Source organism: Methanophagales archaeon, assembly GCA_021159465.1.
Taxonomy (GTDB): Archaea; Halobacteriota; Syntropharchaeia; order Alkanophagales; family Methanospirareceae; genus G60ANME1.
The window spans coordinates 1-17,277 of sequence record JAGGRR010000051.1 but is presented as its reverse complement, the minus strand read 5'-3'; the positions used below and the strand labels follow the sequence as shown (position 1 = coordinate 17,277).

The following is a 17,277-nucleotide window of genomic DNA, read 5'->3' as shown; positions in this document are numbered from 1 at the left end:
CTCCCTTTACTACTATAAAAGGTTTAAAAATGAGAGCATAACATAATAAGGAGTAGGAGTAGAGATGAAAAGTAAAAGTAAAAGTACTAGTACTGGTCTCGTCTATCATGCCTCTTATTTGAGACATTATACTGGACGTAGTCACCCTGAGAGAGCCGAACGACTGCTATCTATAATGAAAAAACTGGATGCAGAGGGTATAACTGAGAGAGTGGAACTGCTATCGCCGATAAAAGCATCCAGGGAGCAGATAGGATACGTCCACCAGGGCGCATATATATCAAAAGTAGAAGTGATGAGTGCTCGTGGTGGGGGTATGCTCGACCCGGATACGCCAATCTGCCCTGATAGCTTTGAGATAGCCCTACTCGCGGCAGGAGGTGTGCTCAAAGCGGTAGATACAATAATGGAAGAACCCACAATGAAGCATATATTTGCACTGGTAAGACCACCCGGGCATCATGCTACCTCGAGCAGGGGTATGGGGTTCTGCATATTCAACAACATTGCGATTGCTGCTGAGCATTTGAAGCGTGAATATGGAATTAAGCGCATTTTAATCGCTGATTGGGATGTACATCATGGTAACGGCACGCAGGAGGCGTTCTTAAATGACCCTTCTGTCCTGTACTTCTCTCTGCATCAGTATCCCTATTATCCCGGCACTGGCTGGCTGACTGAAGTGGGTAAAGGAGCAGGAGAAGGCTACACAATAAACGTCCCGCTTCCTTCCGGTACCGATGATGGCGGATACCTTTATGCATTGAATAATCTGCTGATGCCAGTAGCGCGGGAGTTCAAACCCGATTTTGTACTCGTGTCTGCTGGTTTCGACCCCCATGTTGATGATCCACTGGCTTCTATGAAGGTAACCTCTCATGGCTTTGGATTGTTCACGGATGTAATAAAAGAGATAGCAGCAGAGAACAGCAATGGCAAGCTCGTGATAACTCTGGAAGGTGGATATAATCTGTCAGCAATTGCAGAATCAGTTTCTGCTGTCTTCAATTCCCTGCTCGCCGGAACTGACGATAAGGATAAGGATAAGGATAAGCATCGGGAAGCAATGACACCAGGAGAAGTAGTGAAGAATAGAGTAGAAGAGGTGAGGGATGTATTGAGTAGATACTGGAGTATGAGTATGCGCCCATGAAAGATATGTGATAGATATGATAGAGATAGATGGTTCAGTAGGAGAGGGGGGTGGGCAGATAGTAAGAACCGCAATAGCTCTTGCTGCTATAACCGGTCAGGAAGTGGAGATAAGGAACATAAGAGCTAATAGACCTAACCCTGGTCTTGCAGCTCAACATCTGCATGCCGTTAAAGCAGTAGAGAGATTGTCAGGCGGTAAGACTGAGGGGTTGCAATTGCATTCCCAGAAGCTGAAGTTCTCACCCGGCGTTTTGAAGTGCATCAATACTGAGCTGGACATAGGTACCGCGGGTAGCATAACATTGTTATTGCAATGTCTTATCCCGGTTGCATTGTTCGCGGATTGTGAGAGTGTGGTGAGGGTAAAAGGTGGAACCGATGTGAGATGGGCTCCACCGATTGATTTCTACACAGGTGTATTCCTGAAAGCTCTGAATGTTATGGGCTGTGATATCCAGCTTGATGTGAAGCAGCGGGGTTATTATCCAAGAGGTGGAGGGTTAGTAGAAGTGCGGATATCACCTCTGGATGGTACGCTAAGAGGGTTTAAACCTGAACCAGAGCAGCAGGGGCCAGAACCAGAGAGCAGAATGGTAGTAAGTGGCATCTCGCATTCCCGCGGTCTGCCCGCACATGTAACAGAGCGGCAGGCGAGAGCAGCGGAGCAGGTATTGCATGATTACGGCTACAGCGCTGCAATAGAGTTAGAGCGTGATGTAGGTGATAAAACACCATCAGGAGCAGCATCAACTGGCAGTGGCATTACCCTATGGCTGGGCTATAAGAGCGGCAGTGCACTTGGTAAGCCAGGAAAGAGAGCGGAACTCGTGGGCAAAGAAGCAGCTCATGAGATAATAAAAGAACTGAATTCCTCTTCCACCGTTGATATACACCTCGCTGACCAGCTTATACCCTATATTGCTCTTGCGGATACTGGTTCAGAGCTGAAGGTCCGGGAGATGACGGAACATCTCAGGACGAATATTTACGTGACGAAGAGATTCCTGGCTGATATCGAGTTTAAAGTTATAAAGGGCAGTGATGTGGTGGAGATCAGGAGAGAATAAACATATTACAGCCCCTTCCACTAACTACCGTTCGACAATCTTCTGTACTGTATAGCGATGCAGATTCTTTATCAAAGAACTTTACTCCTTACTCCAGCCGAATTACCGGTATCCAGTCATAATAAACCCTCCCATTCGCATCTGTAAATTTCGTGCATGTGATTAAGCTTCCATCCAGGGTTGTATGATTTTGTTTGTGTATGATTTGTGGATAGGAGCCTGTTATTAATGTGAATTTATACTCCTCTTCTGCACACAACTTGAAAGGTTCAGCGAAAGAAAGATTACGCCAATCTCCACCATAGCCTTCCCATGGTAAAGTCTCGATACTCCATGAATCGTTATATAATCCTTGCGTATTCGGTATGCCCGCCTGTGCCTTCGCATGAATAAGTGTAAAGTTTGTTCATGGTGATCGTTCGATTTGGTATGATTGTTCCAGTATGCGTGCCTGCTATTGAGGGGTATGGATTTGAAGGCGCGCCGGTGTCAAATATGTTTTCAGTTGTCAAAAAGTAATTTTCAAAAGGCATAATCAGCGGATAATTGTCATTATCGGAATTTATGCTATAAGGCGTGTCTCCGATCCCAGTTCCAGCTATCTCTTCAGCATCCGGATATTTTTCTTTGTAATCGCTCCAGTAGTTACCTAAGCAGTTTGTGTAAGTTTTACCTTTCTTTGTATGTGTAGGTTATTTTCTCGGTGGAGTTCCAGATGTTTGTTGATGCAGGGGGATAGACATTGTTTGTATTATCTATTAGATTATTCAGGTAAATGGTATTATCACTCGAATTTTTGATATACATGCCATTAAACAAGTTATTATTCTTGCAGTTGTTGCGTGATATAATATTATTGTTCGAATTCTTAAGGGTTATACCATTATTGTTATTAATACATTCATTGCCTGATACATTATTGTTGTTTGAATCTTGAATACTGATTCCGTCCCAATCGCAATTATTACAATCGTTATTTGTTATAGTATTGTTGAATGACGTATTGAGGAAGATACCGTGCCCGGACCATGTGTGCGAGCAATCGTTATTAGATATGCCACAGTAATTCACATTAATAAGATATATCCCACAAGACTTCCATCCTGTTGTACCTCTCACACTGAAGCCACTTATATTCACATGATCAGATTTGACCTCGATTGCATGGTCATTTGGATTATCAGCTCGAACCCTGCAATTTGCGGAACCGTTTTCGGATTTTATTGTCAAGCTCTTGTTCACATTTATATTCTCAAAATACCACCCATCTCTCACAACAATTATATCTCCAGCCTTCGCATTATCTATAGCCAATTGAATTTTAGTATAGCTGTCGGGCACGTAAATCGTCCTTGCTGACGCCAACGCCACACTCAAACTTACACCCGCGAAAACACCAAGTAGCACAAATGCCACGCATATTCCAGACGCAAGATATTTTTACATTCATTCATACCAGCCACTGCTTTTGTTCCTTCCGTCATGCAAAAATTAGGTATTAGGATATGGGATGGTGATAGTATGGTATAGGATTGGTTATGGGAGCTCCCTCTCTTGCTCCTTCTCTATTATCTCACTCTCCTCTATTGTCCCGTACGCCTCATGTATCCTTATCACAAGTGCGAGTGCAACAGCAGTTGTCGCCGCTCCCACCACAATCGCTGTAAGCATGAGTACATGTGGCAGTGGATTCGCATACACAACCCCATGCTCCACTATACCCCCTGTTTCCCATGGAAGTGCTCCTTTCACTATCGGCTCGGTCACTCCTCCGCCCCAGCCCCCTATTGAGACATCACCAAGCGATATAAAGAAGAGAATAATTGCTGTCTGGAATATATTCAAGCCAATGATCTTCTTCATTAAATTGTCCTTTGCTATCATTGCATAGAACCCGATGAGCATCAGCACGATGGAGACCCAGTAATTATACTTCGCAAATACCTCCGCAATTAGCCATTCCATCATCTTTGCCTTTATTCACCCCCTTCTTCTTTATTATCTTCTTTATCCTCTTCTCCCTTCCATGCGAGATCAAAGAATATAGATGTAAAAACCGCCATAACTGTTATCGCTATCCCTACCTCCACAACGTATGTTACCATCAACCCCCGCGTCTCCGGACGACCTATTATCTTCCATAGCGGAAGTGCACCATAATTTAGATATTGAGCACCGAAAAGTGAGAGAATTATGCATAGCAACCCAATGCCTGCATAAAAATATAACCCCAGACTGCTAAGAGCAGCATTCCACGATTCAGGGAACCTTCCACGTCCTTTCGTGATCCCGAACGCCGTGACGAAGAGCACGAAAGAAGCGGCGAATACCACACCGCCCTGAAATCCCCCTCCTGCTCCTTCTGTACCCACCATCACATACAACGCGTACATCTGTATAAACGGAATCATCAACCGTGCGATAGTGGTTACAATAACATCACGCTTGTGCTTGTACTCGTGCTCTTGTCCGTGCTCTTTACTCTTACCTCTTACTCTCATAACTTATAACTTGCCTCGCCTCCTTAGCAACAATATAACAGAAACGCCAGCGGTGAATATGACTGTGGTCTCACCGAGTGTATCGTAACCCCTATAATCTGCGAGACCCGCAGTCACCATATTCGGTACGCCTATCTCCTCCTCACATCTCTCTTCCCACCGCACCGGGACAGAATAGCGATAAACCCACAATCTATTACCCTTGTTCATGATGAAATAATACTTCTCCAGGTTCGGATAGAACATCTCTCCTTTTGGAATCAGTATATCCCAGCCTTTCCAGCCTTCTTCTTCTCCTCGCTCTACCTTATAACCCTCAGGTAGCGGTAATCCACGATTCTTTATCTCACTCACCAATGCATCAGGCACTACCCCCTCGTTCAAACTTTCCAGCACATGGTTCCGGGCATCTATACCGATAGAGAGGTTGACCCACCGATTAGCAGGTGAATACGGGTCTCCAAATGCTGGTATATCCTCCGCAACATAGATAAATAGAGCACCCAGAAGTATCACAAATAATAACGCAGAAGCTGTGATAGCCTTCATCTCTTCTCCCACCTCCTTGTTCTCGCCAGTGCCGCAATCAGGAAGGCTGTAGTCGCACCCGCGCCTACTGCGGCTTCGGTAAATCCAACATCCACCGCGTGCATCTCCACCCACACTGTGGCGATAATATAGCTATAAGCACTTAATAGCACGATTGCAGCTAACAGGTCTCTCACTGTTATCGCTGCAAGTGCGATTACCACAAGGAAGAACAATGCAATGAGATCAAGCGGGATTATCATCTCTCTTCACTCCCCTTCTCCTTCCTCCATATACACATGTGCAATTTTATTCTGCATCGTTTGGTCAACAAGTAGAGCATCTGCGGCTTTCGACGCAATTGCATGCACCAGGAACCTACCTCGCTCTGGCTCCACGTCTATCGTTATCGTACCTGGTGTGAGGGTGATGGAATTTGCTAATGTGGTGAGTGCGAAATCACTCCTCAAAGTAGTATCAAATTCTATTATGCACGGGTCTATCGGCATCTTTGGATGTAGTACGCGATAAGCAACATCGAAGTTCGCCAGAACTATCTGCCACAGCTCCCATGGTATGTACAGCAGTAGCCGGAAGGTCTTACGCAGCGTCATGTTCTCCTTGCCCGTTATCAGGAGGTCACGAGAGACTGAAGTTGCTATTGCTGCACATATCATACCCACAACGATGTGAATAGGGTCATAATAGCCCTGAAGTGGCTTGATACAGGCAGATAAAAGCACCCAGAAGGCGAACATGACGATGAACACAGCAACCGTACTCCGCTTTATCATATCATCACATCACCTCCTCCCCTCACCCTTCTTCCAGGGCTTCAGACCTGTATAATACGCCGCTTTCATTATCGCATGTGTACCCACGGGATTAGCCATGAATATAAAGAATATGAGGAAGAAGAGCTTTACGCTAACGAACGACCAGCCCTGGAATATCATGCAGCCAGTGATCATAAGGACTTCACCAAGCGTATCGCATTTCCCGGTTGCATGCAGCCGGGTATAAAAATCCGGTAATCGTAATAACCCTACTGCTCCTGCAGCCATAAAAAATACCCCCCCTGCCATGAAGATTATGGATATTATATCTGTTACACCTATGCCGAACATATCTCCCCCCTTTCAAGATACTTAGCCATAACCAGTGTACCAACGAAGTTCAAGCCCGCATATAGAAGTGCGATATCCACGAACATCGGTCTTTCGAAGATATACCCAATAGCAACAAGAAGCACAATCACCTTCGTTCCTATCACATTCACCGCTGCTACCTGATTAAATACCCCCGGCCCACGCACCGCTCTATACAGGCACAGCAGTATGGTAAATCCGATAGAGATTCCCACTACGAGGAATACATCCGCCATCTCGACCATTTTATTTTATATGTGAATGTGGAGAGGTATTATAAATAACTTTCGGATTTTTTCTTCCGATCAGGATGTATGCATGGGGACCGGGATATTTGAAGCGGAGAAGAGGAGGGCGCTTGAACGATTACACAATGAGGGTGCAGATGATGACATAGCGGAGCTGATAGAGCTATTAAATGGTTTTGATGATTACTTCACAACGAGTAGCTGCTCTGGCAGGGTCATTCTGATATGCATACCAGAGATAGGGGCAAAGGAAGAAGCTGAGTTCATTGCGAAATGGCATCGTGAAGTGAGTAAGAATGAGGTATTAAAAGCAATGGGTATGTGGAAAGCCCCTGATGGGGAGTTATGGCTGATGTCCCAATCGCCGATACTACATGTCTCGTGCGTGAGCATGGAGAAAGCTAAGCAACTACTGAACCTTGCAATCGAGTCGGGCTTCAAGTATAGTGGAATAAAGGCCATCACCATGAAGCGGGTGATGGTGGAGATAATGAGTACAGAGAGGATGGATGTCCCGGTGGGCAGAGATGGGGTGATATTTTGCAGCGAACCATACCTGGATTTTATCATATCGAAGGCGAACTTCATGCTTGAAAGGGGTAAAGAGAAGTTGAGGAGGTTTTATTATGGGTTGGAGGGGCTCAAATAAAACCCTTTCTCGGGAAGAAATGGTTTATCAAAAGAACCTTGAAACCTGTGTTCCATTCTTTAATATTTTAAAGACAAGATATAGAGTGGAAGAATGACCATGAAAGCCATTATTACATCATCACAAGTTTCAGCGTCTCTTCGGCTGGTAGTTCGTTCTCCTTACATACCGCGATAGTGCAGAGATTCCTTATCTCTGCTTCCTTTAGATAGAGATAGCTTAATACCGTGCCTATATCAATTGGATAACCGGACAGCACCTTCCTTATCCACCTGAGGAAATATCGTTGCAGAGCGAGTTCGAAGGGTACAAGCGATTTCTGCTCCTCATAATAGGGTATAGCGGCACTTAAAACCACTTTATAAGGGGAATCAGGCAGCAACTGTATGGCAGAGCTGATATTATCTGCTGACATGGCATTCCTCACTGCATCAATATCCCAAGCATAAGAATAAGGCATGAAATATCGCTCCATATCGGCTTCTGCTATCCCCTCCTCCTTACACCGTAGCATGGTCATCAGATTTGCTATATCTAACTCCGTGCCTATGACCTTCTCCACTATCTCCCGGTCCGCTCTTCGCAAATGCTCCTTCTTGTCCCATATAGCGCCAAATAAATCTCTATCAAGTGCATTCTCGAGGTCCAATAGCCTGTGCCTGTTGCTCATTTTATTTTTATAGTCCTGAATCGAATCTGCCAATATTCCACGGTAGGGCTCTTCAAAACGCTTTATTGCATCTTCCAGCGACCCAACTTCGACCAATATACCTCTATAATCTCTAAAGAATGGCTCAACCGGGAATAATAAAACGGATTCGCTGGTACCGGTGCTCACATTCACACCCGCTGCCTTTGCCCGTATAATCGCCTTCACGTTCATCACTTCAAAACGCCTGAAAAACTCGATCATGAAATCCTTCACTGCTGCATCCGTTGATCTTATCACCATCAAGTACTGATATATCAGTTCCTGCTTCAGTGCCTTCTCTATCACGTGCGCATCTACCTCTGTCAGATTTTTCTTTGTTATGCTTGCTCTATATGGACTATCCATCAGAATAGCCATGAAATCTTCCTTACGAGCATCTACAAGCGCCTTTATATCCTTATTATCCAGCAGATCGCTCAGTCGTGCTCTTATTCGGGCATATACATACGCATATCTCGCCACATTCATTTCTCTTCTTTCACCTTAAAAACTAATGGGTTAGGGTTAATGGGATGGGGCTGCGGAGATTTGAACTCCGGTTACCAGCTCCCCGAGCTGGGAGGATAACCTGGCTACCTTACAGCCCCAATTGCTATTACGCTTATTATAGTACATGAAGTATTATAATATTTCATAATATTTCCTTGGTAAAGCTTTCTTTTTGAAAGAAAGATTTTTTTCTATCTATTAAAATAAATGATGATAGGTGAAGTGAAATTCGAGCAATGGAGGAGATTAAAGGAGTAAAGACTTGGAGAGGTATGACAGTGGATGAACTTGTGAACGGCATGCGGGGCTGTGCCTTCGGCGCTGGCAGGTTAGCAAAGGCGGTGGATATTTATGAGGCGATGTTAAGGGAGGATACAACAAAGTTCATCGGCATTGCTGGTGCTCTGGTACCTGCAGGCATGCGGGATGTAATGGCACAGATGGTCAGGGCAAGATACGTGGATGTGATCATAACAACGGGTGCGAACCTGGTACATGACATCATCGAAGCACTTGGTACGCACCATTATAAAATCATAGAATCAAAGATGGATGATCCTGAGCTGCGGAAGCAATCCATGTCGAGGATATATGATGTTGTGGTGCACGACGATGCATTTGCACGGTTAGAAGATTTCATAAGAGCTGCTTTTGATAGTATGAACCCTGATAAGAGCTATAGTATAAGGGAAGTGATAGAGGTTATAGGATCGAATCTTTCAGACCCGAATTCTATATTGAAGAGTGCAGTAGATGCTAATGTTCCTGTATTCTGTCCTGCAATTGCAGATTCTATGATTGGACTCCATACGTGGATATATAAACAGATGAAGTCAGCATTCCACGTTGATGCATTTGATGACATGAAAGAACTGATAGATATCTTCTGCGATGCGGAGCATACAGGCGCGATTATACTGGGAGGAGGCGTGCCAAAGAATTTCCTTCTGCAAACTGCCCTGGTAGCGCCACCACGAGAAGATGGACGCGAAGGATTCGATTTCGCTATCCAGATCACCACGGATACGCCAGAGAATGGCAGCTTGAGCGGTGCAACATTGGAAGAGGCGAAGTCATGGGGAAAAATTGGTACAAATGCAAAAGCAGTTACGCTCTATTGCGATGTTACCATCGCTTTGCCGGTGATCTTCGCTGCCGTACAGGCACGAATCACAAAATAATGCCTTTCCTTTTATACTTTATACCAGGGTAACCTCCTTTATACCCGGTACCTTCTTCTTCAATACACCTTCAATAAACCCCGTCAGAGTGATTTGACTCATCAAACAGCCTGCACATGCTCCCCTGAACCTCACCTTCACCACCCCATCCTCTACACTCACCAGCTCTATATCACCACCTTCAAGTGCCAAAAGCGGTCTCACTTCCTTATCCATTACCGCTTTTATCTCCCTCTCCATTATTTCTTTCACCTCTGGAGATGACATAACGATTGTCATATATAAATCAAAAGTGTATAAAGAAAGAAAAGAACGAAAATTTTATAGTGATAGCGGAGATTGATATTTTCATGTCGAAGAAAATACCGGAGTGGGTGGAAGAGATACTACTACCGAAGCTTAACGAGATTGATAACAGCATAAAAGCACTTGAGAGCGAGTTTGAGCAGAAGGCAGGTACAGAAGTGGTGGGTGATAAGATAGAAAGCCTCGGTAGGGAGGCGAAGAGCGATATCGAGAGTCTTGGCAAAGATACAAAGCGGGAATTTGAGAGTTTGAGGAATGAGCTCACCGGGTTGGGAAATGTGATAACGAGTCTTAGAAATGAGACTCTATCTAAGTTCGATACCATAGATGCTCGAATAGCTGGTGTAAGGAATGAGCTAATAACCAAGTTTGAGGCTGTGGATTTTAGATTCCAGTCCTTAGATTCAAGATTGGACTCACTCGAGGAGAGAATCTCAGTGATGGAAAAGATAGCAGAATTTGATGCTCGGCTCGCGGAATTAGAGAAGAATAAGAATGAGAATGAACATTGATTGTGATTATATTACGATATCACGAGAATACTCCACGTAGACCTATGCTATCAACCATGATCATATTCAATCTAACGAGTAGAGAGAAGGTGAACCCGATGGAGATACCATGAGGTACACCAAGCAGAAAGAACATTACTGCTGTTGCACCTTCCATCAGTCCCAGACCAGAGACGGTTACGGGAACAAACCTGAGAATGGTGATAAGTGGATGAAGCAGCAGGTATGCCAGTAAGTTCAGTTTGGTTATACCAAGAGCTAAGCCGATTAGCTGCCATTGCAGGGCAAGCAGAATCCAGCAGATGAGATATATTAGGAGGATAACATAGAGACTCCCGCGCAGTGAAAGACTCTTCTCCTTTAACTTCGTGTACTCTTCCTCGTATCTCTTTATGTACGGGATTCGTCTCAATACCCTGTATGAACGCGATTCCCCACTCCACAATACCCATAGCATGGCAGTACCAGCGCCGAGGAAGATGATGCCACCCACGCACAGTGCCACCAACACATTCCTGCTTATATCAATGGATATCACTGCTATGAAGAATAGTAATCCTGAGAAGCCACCAAGTACCTTCAGAATGAACTCTATACCTTGAGGTGCGAGTATAGCCGCCATACCCTCTGATATACTGCAATTTGCGCGATTCTTCAGGAAATAGGGTACGAGGAAGAACCCTGCTCGTCCTGGTGTGACATCAGATGCAATCATACCTGCAAGATGCGCGAATAGCGAATGATAGAAGCTGACATGGGTGCCGATCTTCCCCAGCAGATAGAACAGCCGATAGCTCATGAGGAGGTTATAGCATAGATAGGAGAGGGCTGCGAAACCGAATAAAAAGAGGTTCAGACCCTTTATCGCCTCCAAAACCGTGTGAATATCCACTTCATAAAACAACAGTGCCAGTATCCCTGCTCCTATAAACACCTGGATAAACGTTTTCTTATTCATCTCTACTCATCTCTACAGTACATCTCTACAGTACACTGATAATATGATGACTGTCTTCGGTATGAAATTAAGAACAAAAGTTATTTATAGTTAGAGTTCTTGGGAAGATATAGGGGGTGAAAGATGGAAATAAAGAAGATAGAGAAGCTCTTAGTGATAGTGAATTCGGGCATGGACAAGCCATATAATCAGTATGCAAGCTATGCCATTGCATTTGCAGCAAAGAAGATTCATAATATCCCGGACGTGATGATATTCTATGGACCGCAGGGCACGGAGATGGCGAAGAAGGGTAATCTGGCAAAATTAACGTTCTCGGAAGACGTGAAGAAACTCATTGCGGGACAGTTCGAAGGTTTAAACCCCGAAGACCTGCCGGACAACCTGGAACAAATGGCGCGATTTGTAAGTGACTCTCTTGGCGTGAAAATTGGGTCGTGCGCAACATTCCACGTAGCTGGTGGCTTCGCTACATCAGTAGAAGACACGACAAACATCGAAGATTTCATAATGCCCGTGAAAATCCCGGATGCGGTAGAAGGAGCACTGAGTGCTGATAAAATCCTGTATTTCTGAATATATTATAGAGAAAAGATAACATTTTTTTCTCTTTTTCCTTTTTATGCTATGGCATCAATGCAAAAAAATCGCAAATTATTTAAATCGGCTCATCAATCCATGCTAAGCACAGTAAGTTTAATTATATCGTATGGGGTGAAATAAGAAGTGGCAGAAGAAGAGGATACAGCGGTTGTTTTGATAGGTCATGGTAGCAGATTGCCGTACGGCAAAGAGGTGATGGAGGAGCTGCGGAGGCGACTGGAGATGCGGGGGATATTCAAAGTTGTGAGGACCGCGTTTATGCAGATAAATACACCGAGTATAGAGGAGACATTGCGGGAGCTTGCGCGAAGTGGTATAAAGAATATAATAGCATTGCCCGTCTTCCTGGCAGATGGGGCGCATACAAAAGAGGATATACCAGAGAAATTGAAGGATACGTTCGCAGGCGAATGGGCGGAGATAGGGAAGGATGTGAAACTCATTTACGGCAAGCCGATAGGTGTAGATGAGCGGATAGTGGATATACTGGTGGACCGGGTAAAGGAGGCGGCAGCAGCGCGATAAATAGAAAATAATAAAATAAGGTTTCCAGTTTCAGGCTCTTTTCTTTCCTTTATCCTTATCATCGCCTTTTGAATCTCTTCTCTATATCCTTTCTGCTCAGCCGAATCATGGTTGGTCTGCCGTGTGGGCAGGTATAGGGTATCTTTGTTTTCTTTAACTCCTCCACTATCGCTCGCATAGACTCATAGGAGAGCTTTTCACCTGCTTTTATACTCGCTTTACATGCCGCTGTAGCAAATACAAGCTTTATTCGTTCCTCAACTCTGCTACGGTCCCCTATCAACCGCTGTATTATCTCCATAAGCTCATCTTCATGCACCATGCCATGAAAGACCACCGGTATTGCCCTTATGATATAGCTGCCATCGCTCAGGGGTTCTATATCAAACCCCATATCTCTCAGTACCTGCTCACTCTCACGCAATAATAGAAGTTGATTTGGACTCAATTCAGGTACATAAGGTCTGAGCAGCGCTTGCTTCTCTATCCTTCGTCCGTATCTCGCAATCAATTTCTCGAAGTTTATGCGTTCCGCAGCAGCATGTTGGTCTATCATAATCACATCCCCGCTCTTACTCTCTGCTATAATGTAGCTGTCAAGTACCTGATATAGCGGTGCAGGCAGGATGTCCAGGCTGCTCATCTCCGGATTAGCTTCTGCTTCCACCACAGAAGACTGAAAAGAGGTCTGAACATGAACACTTACCGTCTCTCTCTTCTTATCAGCCTTTTCCTCTGGCAGCCCAAAGAGCTCGTTTCTACTCGCACCTCGCTCCTTCTCAGCTCGCTGAACCACCTCAGGAATCAAATCAGCATGGCGTAAAGTTGTGGATATCGAACTGACAATGAACTGAAAGACGTTCTCAGGATGAAAGAAAGTGATTTCATGTTTCTTCGGGTGTATATTTACATTTATCTCCGAAGGTTCAATTTGAAGAGAGAGTACTGCGAAAGGATAGATATTTTTGGGTAAAAGAGTCTTATAGCCCCTTTTAATTGCATTCAACATCAGCTCGTTCTTCACATATCTACGATTTACGTATGTGAAGATGTATCTCCGCGTGCTATAAGATACTGCGGGCTTGGAGATGAACCCGTAAAGCTTGAGCCCGGTCTCGGCATTCGACTTCGATTCTTTCAACTCGATGAGCTCTTTTGCCACAGCGTGTCCGAAAGTCTTGACGATAGTATCCAGCATTTTGCCATTGCCAGAGGTGCTTAATATCAAACGACCGTCATGGAATAGCTCGAATTTTATCTCCGGATATATCAGCGCATAAATCATGAATACATCCATTATGTGTCTCAGCTCAGTGGATCGTGATTTTATCATGCCTATCCTTGCAGGCAGGTTATAGAACAGGCTCTTCACTTCTATTGTGGTGCCAATACTGCGGCTTATTCTCCTCCTCTCCTTTATCTTACCACCATCAATGCTGAGATAAGTGCCAAAATCTTCATCCTCGTGACGCGTACTCACCGCCATCCTCGAAACTGCTGCTATGCTCGGTAATGCCTCACCACGAAAGCCCAGTGTCTTTAAAGTCAGTAAATCCTCTATCTTCTTTATTTTGCTCGTGGCATGCTTCTGGAATGCCACTTCCACATCTTCTCCACTTATACCACAGCCATCATCTGTTACCCTTATGTAATCTCGCCCGCTGTTACCCAATTCCACAATCACATGCCGGCAGCCAGCATCAAGCGAATTCTCTATCAGCTCTTTGACCACCGATGCTGGTCTATCAACGACCTCACCAGCGGCGATTTTGCCTATCGTATGCTCCTCAAGGACGAAGATGTGCCTCATAAAAAACTCTCTTCACACTCCGCACTTTACGCGCTATGCTCCTCCACACTTATAAGTATTATAATAGGACTAAGAGGAATAATAACAGAAGAGGCAATTAAGTAGAAGAATGCACAATCCCCTGATGAGGATGTGATGAAAAGAGATGACAGAGGTGAGGGCGATATGGGAGTTGACGAGAGGGGAACATGGCTTAATGTATGGTGCTGGTGTGCTGATAGGGATACTGGTAGGTGGAGGTAACTTCGGTATAACCGCAGTGCTCGGCTTCTTCACCGCTTTCTTCATCCAAGCCGGTACTTTCGCATTGAACGATTATTGTGACTTGGAGACCGATATTGCAAATCACAGGCTGGATAGACCACTGGTGCGAGGTGCACTTACTAAAGAGCTCGCCTTCGGTATCGCCTGTATCGCCACTGCACTTGGTATTCTATCCTCAGTGGTACTGACGATGCTCCATGGGGGACTGACCCTCTTCCTCGTGGCATTATTACTTGCAGCACTGGGCATTCTGTATGATATAAAAATAAAGGAACTATTCGCAGTGGGCAATTTGTATATTGCATTCACAATGGCAGTACCGTTCATATATGGTGGTCTGATAGCGGGAGATATCGGAGAAGGATTGCTGATCCTTTCCTTTATCGCTTTACTCGCAGGTCTCGGGCGCGAAGTGATGAAGGATATAGCGGATATAGAAGGTGATGAGATACGAGATGTGAGGAGCATCGCACGGGTTTACGGTATAGAGGAAGCGAAGAAGGTAGTAACTGCCTCATCTTTGCTCGCTGTTGGATTGAGTGTCGTACCTTTCTTCTTGCCTTCCACTCCTTACTACCTCAATCCTATATTTATAATATTGGTTAGTGGCACGGATATAATTTTCGCACATACAATCAATGAGCTATGGAAGCAGCACGTAAACTATGAGCAATTGAGGAAGGAGACACTGGTTGCAATTGCCATTGGACTGCTTGCATTTATATGTGGCGCTATATTGTGAAAAGAGAATCTAATGGAGTTCATTAACCAAGTATGCCTTGCTATTCTTATTTTTCTTATCATATAATGAAAGCTCGACTCCTAGAAGTATTACAATTCTTTTATTCTTCGCCTTATTCTTTAATAACGTATTGTATATTGTATTGTATATAGAATATATAGAGAAGATGGATAGGGACTACATACACTCTCTGGAAGCGGATAGATGGCTATTTCATGCCGATCTGCTTGTGGATAAGGCACATGTAGTAATGCTGGAGGAACGTGGTATAATAAGAGTAGACGAAGCAGCAGCAATACTCAAATGCCTCCAGAACATCCAGCTCCAGCCAGAGGTCTTTATAGAACGCGAACTTCCCGATTATGAGGATGTCCACACGGCGATAGAATCTATAGTAATGAGAGAAATAGGAGATAATACAGGAGGGAGGATGCATACAGCTCGTTCAAGGAATGACGAAGTTGCAACGTGCATAAGAATAGCACTCCGCGAGGAACTATTGCGGTTGATGAAAAAACTGAATGAATTGAGGAGAGCATTAATAGAGAGAGCAGCGGAGAATATTGAGACCGTGATGCCAGGCTATACGCATCTACAACATGCGCAGCCAACGACTCTTGCACATCATTTCCTCGCACATGCCGATGCTTTCGCACGCGATTTCGCTCGACTTATCGCTGCATATGAGCATGTAAATGTGAGCCCTCTGGGTGCTGCCGCATTTGCTGCCACTGGATTTCCAATTGATAGAGAAAGAACAGCCGAACTACTTGGGTTTGATTCCGTACTGGAGAATTCTATGGATGCGGTATCAACACGGGACTTTGTGATTGAAGCGGTTTCATGCTATGCGAATCTGATGACGAACTTGAGCAGACTTGCAGAGGAGATAATACTATGGGGCAGCTCTGAATTTGATTTCATTATTCTGCCTGAGGAATATGCAACCGGGAGTTCAATAATGCCGCAGAAACGCAATCCTGATTATGCAGAACTCGTTAGAGCAAGAGCTGGCTCTGTCTATGGATGCTTGCTCAGCATTCTTTCTATCTGCAAGGCACTGCCATATTCATATAATAGGGATTTGCAGGAGGTTACACCGCATTTACTGCGAGCAACCGAGATTTCTCTGGCTTCTGTAGCCGTGATGAGGGGCTATATAACGAAGCTGGAATTGAAGAAGGAGCGAATGGCATACGAGGCAAAGATAGGGTTCACTACCGCAACTGAGCTGGCAGATACAATCGTACGAGAGACCGGTCTACCATTCAGAACCGCATATAGGATTGTAGCAAGCATGGCGAAGGAGCATGAGCATGAGCATGGTGAAACTAATATCGCAGATGCTGCCCCTATCCGAATTGATGAGTTCAGCGTTCGTATCATAGGTAAGCGAGTTAGCGAGCTGGGTTTGACGCCTGACAGCGTGAAGGAAGCTCTGGATATAGTCTCAAACATAAACAGGCGTATTGTAACAGGAGGACCTGCGAGGAAAGAGGTCATGAGAATGCTGCGAGCGAGGGTAGAAGACTTGAACCGAGATGATAAGCTAAGAGAAGCGAAAGAAGAACGTGTAAAACTATGCCTGATGGAACTGGAGCGGGAAGTGGAAAAAAGAATTCAAACTTTATATAATTGAATTAATTCTGGGAATGTATTCAAAGGTGACAGAAATGATAGAGGATTATAATGCTGGAGTTGTACCGATAAGAGTTAACGATCTCGATATCACCAGTGTGTTGTGTTATATCAGTGGATGAAGCGCTGGTGAAGCTTTGAAGTTTGATAGCGAATTTTTTGGTAGTGTTTCATCATCAGTTAAAATTCACCTCCAGCAGATATAATTTCAACCTCACCTTTTATAAATCTTAAGTTATCA

General features: G+C 44.5%; 22 protein-coding genes, 1 tRNA gene and 1 pseudogene. 9 read left to right on the top strand and 15 right to left on the bottom strand.

Translation table 11 applies throughout. From position 1 onward, the window contains the following. The first annotated feature begins 64 nt into the window (after positions 1 to 64). Entirely contained in the window at positions 65 to 1,153 is a 1,089-nt protein-coding gene (locus tag J7J01_02855) for a histone deacetylase (protein MCD6209830.1), read from the top strand. 16 nt (positions 1,154 to 1,169) lie between these two features. Beyond that, on the top strand, positions 1,170 to 2,222 hold the full coding sequence (locus J7J01_02850; protein MCD6209829.1) for an RNA 3'-terminal phosphate cyclase: 1,053 nt from the start codon (positions 1,170 to 1,172) through the stop codon (positions 2,220 to 2,222). Positions 2,223 to 2,310: 88 nt separating this feature from the next. Here the strand turns inward: J7J01_02850 and J7J01_02845 are convergent, their stop codons facing one another. From J7J01_02845 to J7J01_02800, 10 genes and pseudogenes are all read right to left on the bottom strand, one after another. Continuing rightward, positions 2,311 to 2,481, bottom strand: coding sequence for a hypothetical protein (locus J7J01_02845; protein MCD6209828.1), 171 nt, complete (start codon positions 2,479 to 2,481; stop codon positions 2,311 to 2,313). 82 nt (positions 2,482 to 2,563) lie between these two features. Then, positions 2,564 to 2,896, bottom strand: a pseudogene (locus J7J01_02840) (hypothetical protein). Next, complete coding sequence (locus tag J7J01_02835) at positions 2,892 to 3,638, bottom strand: right-handed parallel beta-helix repeat-containing protein (protein MCD6209827.1); 747 nt, start codon at positions 3,636 to 3,638, stop codon at positions 2,892 to 2,894. The pseudogene J7J01_02840 and the gene J7J01_02835 overlap by 5 nt, the downstream one beginning before the upstream one ends. 120 nt (positions 3,639 to 3,758) lie before the next feature. Beyond that, a complete protein-coding gene (locus tag J7J01_02830; GenBank protein ID MCD6209826.1) occupies positions 3,759 to 4,190 on the bottom strand; it encodes a cation:proton antiporter subunit C in 432 nt (143 codons plus the stop codon). A gap of 8 nt (positions 4,191 to 4,198) precedes the next feature. Then, entirely contained in the window at positions 4,199 to 4,723 is a 525-nt protein-coding gene (locus tag J7J01_02825) for a hypothetical protein (protein MCD6209825.1), read from the bottom strand. Positions 4,724 to 4,726: 3 nt separating this feature from the next. Further along, on the bottom strand, positions 4,727 to 5,284 hold the full coding sequence (locus J7J01_02820; GenBank protein ID MCD6209824.1) for a hypothetical protein: 558 nt from the start codon (positions 5,282 to 5,284) through the stop codon (positions 4,727 to 4,729). Continuing rightward, complete coding sequence (locus tag J7J01_02815; GenBank protein ID MCD6209823.1) at positions 5,269 to 5,514, bottom strand: DUF4040 domain-containing protein; 246 nt, start codon at positions 5,512 to 5,514, stop codon at positions 5,269 to 5,271. The genes J7J01_02820 and J7J01_02815 overlap by 16 nt, the downstream gene beginning before the upstream one ends. Before the next feature lie 6 nt (positions 5,515 to 5,520). Continuing rightward, entirely contained in the window at positions 5,521 to 6,045 is a 525-nt protein-coding gene (locus J7J01_02810; GenBank protein ID MCD6209822.1) for a Na+/H+ antiporter subunit E, read from the bottom strand. A 9-nt stretch (positions 6,046 to 6,054) separates the two neighbouring features. After that, on the bottom strand, positions 6,055 to 6,378 hold the full coding sequence (locus J7J01_02805) for a monovalent cation/H(+) antiporter subunit G (GenBank protein MCD6209821.1): 324 nt from the start codon (positions 6,376 to 6,378) through the stop codon (positions 6,055 to 6,057). Next, positions 6,366 to 6,635, bottom strand: a complete 270-nt coding sequence (locus tag J7J01_02800) for a hypothetical protein (protein ID MCD6209820.1) — start codon at positions 6,633 to 6,635, stop codon at positions 6,366 to 6,368. The genes J7J01_02805 and J7J01_02800 overlap by 13 nt, the downstream gene beginning before the upstream one ends. A gap of 82 nt (positions 6,636 to 6,717) precedes the next feature. Here J7J01_02800 and J7J01_02795 point away from each other — a divergent pair, with 82 nt between their 5' ends. After that, the gene (locus J7J01_02795; protein MCD6209819.1) at positions 6,718 to 7,296 is read left to right on the top strand and encodes a hypothetical protein; all 579 of its coding nucleotides are present in this window, start codon (positions 6,718 to 6,720) and stop codon (positions 7,294 to 7,296) included. 112 nt (positions 7,297 to 7,408) lie between these two features. Here J7J01_02795 and J7J01_02790 read toward each other — a convergent pair whose 3' ends face one another. Both J7J01_02790 and J7J01_02785 read right to left on the bottom strand, forming a co-directional pair. Further along, positions 7,409 to 8,476 carry a V-type ATPase subunit gene (locus J7J01_02790; GenBank protein MCD6209818.1) on the bottom strand — a complete coding sequence of 356 codons (1,068 nt, stop codon included), beginning with the start codon at positions 8,474 to 8,476 and terminating at the stop codon, positions 7,409 to 7,411. A 45-nt stretch (positions 8,477 to 8,521) separates the two neighbouring features. Further along, positions 8,522 to 8,595, bottom strand: a tRNA-Pro gene (locus tag J7J01_02785). Positions 8,596 to 8,733: 138 nt separating this feature from the next. On the opposite strand from J7J01_02785, the gene J7J01_02780 reads away from it, so the two are divergent. Next, complete coding sequence (locus J7J01_02780) at positions 8,734 to 9,678, top strand: deoxyhypusine synthase (GenBank protein ID MCD6209817.1); 945 nt, start codon at positions 8,734 to 8,736, stop codon at positions 9,676 to 9,678. An 18-nt stretch (positions 9,679 to 9,696) separates the two neighbouring features. Here J7J01_02780 and J7J01_02775 read toward each other — a convergent pair whose 3' ends face one another. Continuing rightward, positions 9,697 to 9,918, bottom strand: coding sequence for a NifU family protein (locus J7J01_02775; protein ID MCD6209816.1), 222 nt, complete (start codon positions 9,916 to 9,918; stop codon positions 9,697 to 9,699). Positions 9,919 to 10,028: 110 nt separating this feature from the next. Between J7J01_02775 and J7J01_02770 the strand changes: the two genes are divergently transcribed. Then, entirely contained in the window at positions 10,029 to 10,496 is a 468-nt protein-coding gene (locus tag J7J01_02770) for a hypothetical protein (GenBank protein ID MCD6209815.1), read from the top strand. A 19-nt stretch (positions 10,497 to 10,515) separates the two neighbouring features. On the opposite strand, the gene J7J01_02765 is transcribed toward J7J01_02770, so the two are convergent. Then, positions 10,516 to 11,454: a flippase-like domain-containing protein gene (locus J7J01_02765; GenBank protein ID MCD6209814.1), complete on the bottom strand. Its 939-nt coding sequence runs from the start codon at positions 11,452 to 11,454 to the stop codon at positions 10,516 to 10,518. Positions 11,455 to 11,577: 123 nt separating this feature from the next. Here J7J01_02765 and J7J01_02760 point away from each other — a divergent pair, with 123 nt between their 5' ends. Together J7J01_02760 and cfbA are read left to right on the top strand one after the other, a co-directional pair. Further along, positions 11,578 to 12,030 carry a hypothetical protein gene (locus J7J01_02760; protein ID MCD6209813.1) on the top strand — a complete coding sequence of 151 codons (453 nt, stop codon included), beginning with the start codon at positions 11,578 to 11,580 and terminating at the stop codon, positions 12,028 to 12,030. Positions 12,031 to 12,180: 150 nt separating this feature from the next. Beyond that, positions 12,181 to 12,582, top strand: coding sequence for a sirohydrochlorin nickelochelatase (gene cfbA / locus J7J01_02755; GenBank protein ID MCD6209812.1), 402 nt, complete (start codon positions 12,181 to 12,183; stop codon positions 12,580 to 12,582). 58 nt (positions 12,583 to 12,640) lie between these two features. Here the strand turns inward: cfbA and mutL are convergent, their stop codons facing one another. Continuing rightward, entirely contained in the window at positions 12,641 to 14,392 is a 1,752-nt protein-coding gene (mutL, locus tag J7J01_02750) for a DNA mismatch repair endonuclease MutL (protein ID MCD6209811.1), read from the bottom strand. 145 nt (positions 14,393 to 14,537) lie between these two features. Here mutL and J7J01_02745 point away from each other — a divergent pair, with 145 nt between their 5' ends. Continuing rightward, positions 14,538 to 15,398, top strand: coding sequence for a UbiA family prenyltransferase (locus tag J7J01_02745; GenBank protein ID MCD6209810.1), 861 nt, complete (start codon positions 14,538 to 14,540; stop codon positions 15,396 to 15,398). Positions 15,399 to 15,564: 166 nt separating this feature from the next. Beyond that, positions 15,565 to 17,037, top strand: a complete 1,473-nt coding sequence (argH, locus tag J7J01_02740) for an argininosuccinate lyase (GenBank protein MCD6209809.1) — start codon at positions 15,565 to 15,567, stop codon at positions 17,035 to 17,037. Positions 17,038 to 17,277 lie beyond the last annotated feature (240 nt).

What these genes read in the sequence shown, in the direction of transcription:
- J7J01_02855 (MCD6209830.1), top strand. Translation starts at nt 65, where the DNA reads ATGAAAAGTAAAAGTAAAAGTACTAGTACTGGTCTCGTCTATCATGCC.
- J7J01_02850 (MCD6209829.1), top strand. Translation starts at nt 1,170, where the DNA reads ATGATAGAGATAGATGGTTCAGTAGGAGAGGGGGGTGGGCAGATAGTA.
- J7J01_02830 (MCD6209826.1), bottom strand. Translation starts at nt 4,190, where the DNA reads ATGATGGAATGGCTAATTGCGGAGGTATTTGCGAAGTATAATTACTGG.
- J7J01_02825 (MCD6209825.1), bottom strand. Translation starts at nt 4,723, where the DNA reads ATGAGAGTAAGAGGTAAGAGTAAAGAGCACGGACAAGAGCACGAGTAC.
- J7J01_02815 (MCD6209823.1), bottom strand. Translation starts at nt 5,514, where the DNA reads ATGATAATCCCGCTTGATCTCATTGCATTGTTCTTCCTTGTGGTAATC.
- J7J01_02810 (MCD6209822.1), bottom strand. Translation starts at nt 6,045, where the DNA reads ATGATAAAGCGGAGTACGGTTGCTGTGTTCATCGTCATGTTCGCCTTC.
- J7J01_02805 (MCD6209821.1), bottom strand. Translation starts at nt 6,378, where the DNA reads ATGTTCGGCATAGGTGTAACAGATATAATATCCATAATCTTCATGGCA.
- J7J01_02800 (MCD6209820.1), bottom strand. Translation starts at nt 6,635, where the DNA reads ATGGCGGATGTATTCCTCGTAGTGGGAATCTCTATCGGATTTACCATA.
- J7J01_02795 (MCD6209819.1), top strand. Translation starts at nt 6,718, where the DNA reads ATGGGGACCGGGATATTTGAAGCGGAGAAGAGGAGGGCGCTTGAACGA.
- J7J01_02790 (MCD6209818.1), bottom strand. Translation starts at nt 8,476, where the DNA reads ATGAATGTGGCGAGATATGCGTATGTATATGCCCGAATAAGAGCACGA.
- J7J01_02780 (MCD6209817.1), top strand. Translation starts at nt 8,734, where the DNA reads ATGGAGGAGATTAAAGGAGTAAAGACTTGGAGAGGTATGACAGTGGAT.
- J7J01_02775 (MCD6209816.1), bottom strand. Translation starts at nt 9,918, where the DNA reads ATGGAGAGGGAGATAAAAGCGGTAATGGATAAGGAAGTGAGACCGCTT.
- J7J01_02770 (MCD6209815.1), top strand. Translation starts at nt 10,029, where the DNA reads ATGTCGAAGAAAATACCGGAGTGGGTGGAAGAGATACTACTACCGAAG.
- J7J01_02765 (MCD6209814.1), bottom strand. Translation starts at nt 11,454, where the DNA reads ATGAATAAGAAAACGTTTATCCAGGTGTTTATAGGAGCAGGGATACTG.
- J7J01_02760 (MCD6209813.1), top strand. Translation starts at nt 11,578, where the DNA reads ATGGAAATAAAGAAGATAGAGAAGCTCTTAGTGATAGTGAATTCGGGC.
- mutL (MCD6209811.1), bottom strand. Translation starts at nt 14,392, where the DNA reads ATGAGGCACATCTTCGTCCTTGAGGAGCATACGATAGGCAAAATCGCC.
- J7J01_02745 (MCD6209810.1), top strand. Translation starts at nt 14,538, where the DNA reads ATGACAGAGGTGAGGGCGATATGGGAGTTGACGAGAGGGGAACATGGC.
- argH (MCD6209809.1), top strand. Translation starts at nt 15,565, where the DNA reads ATGGATAGGGACTACATACACTCTCTGGAAGCGGATAGATGGCTATTT.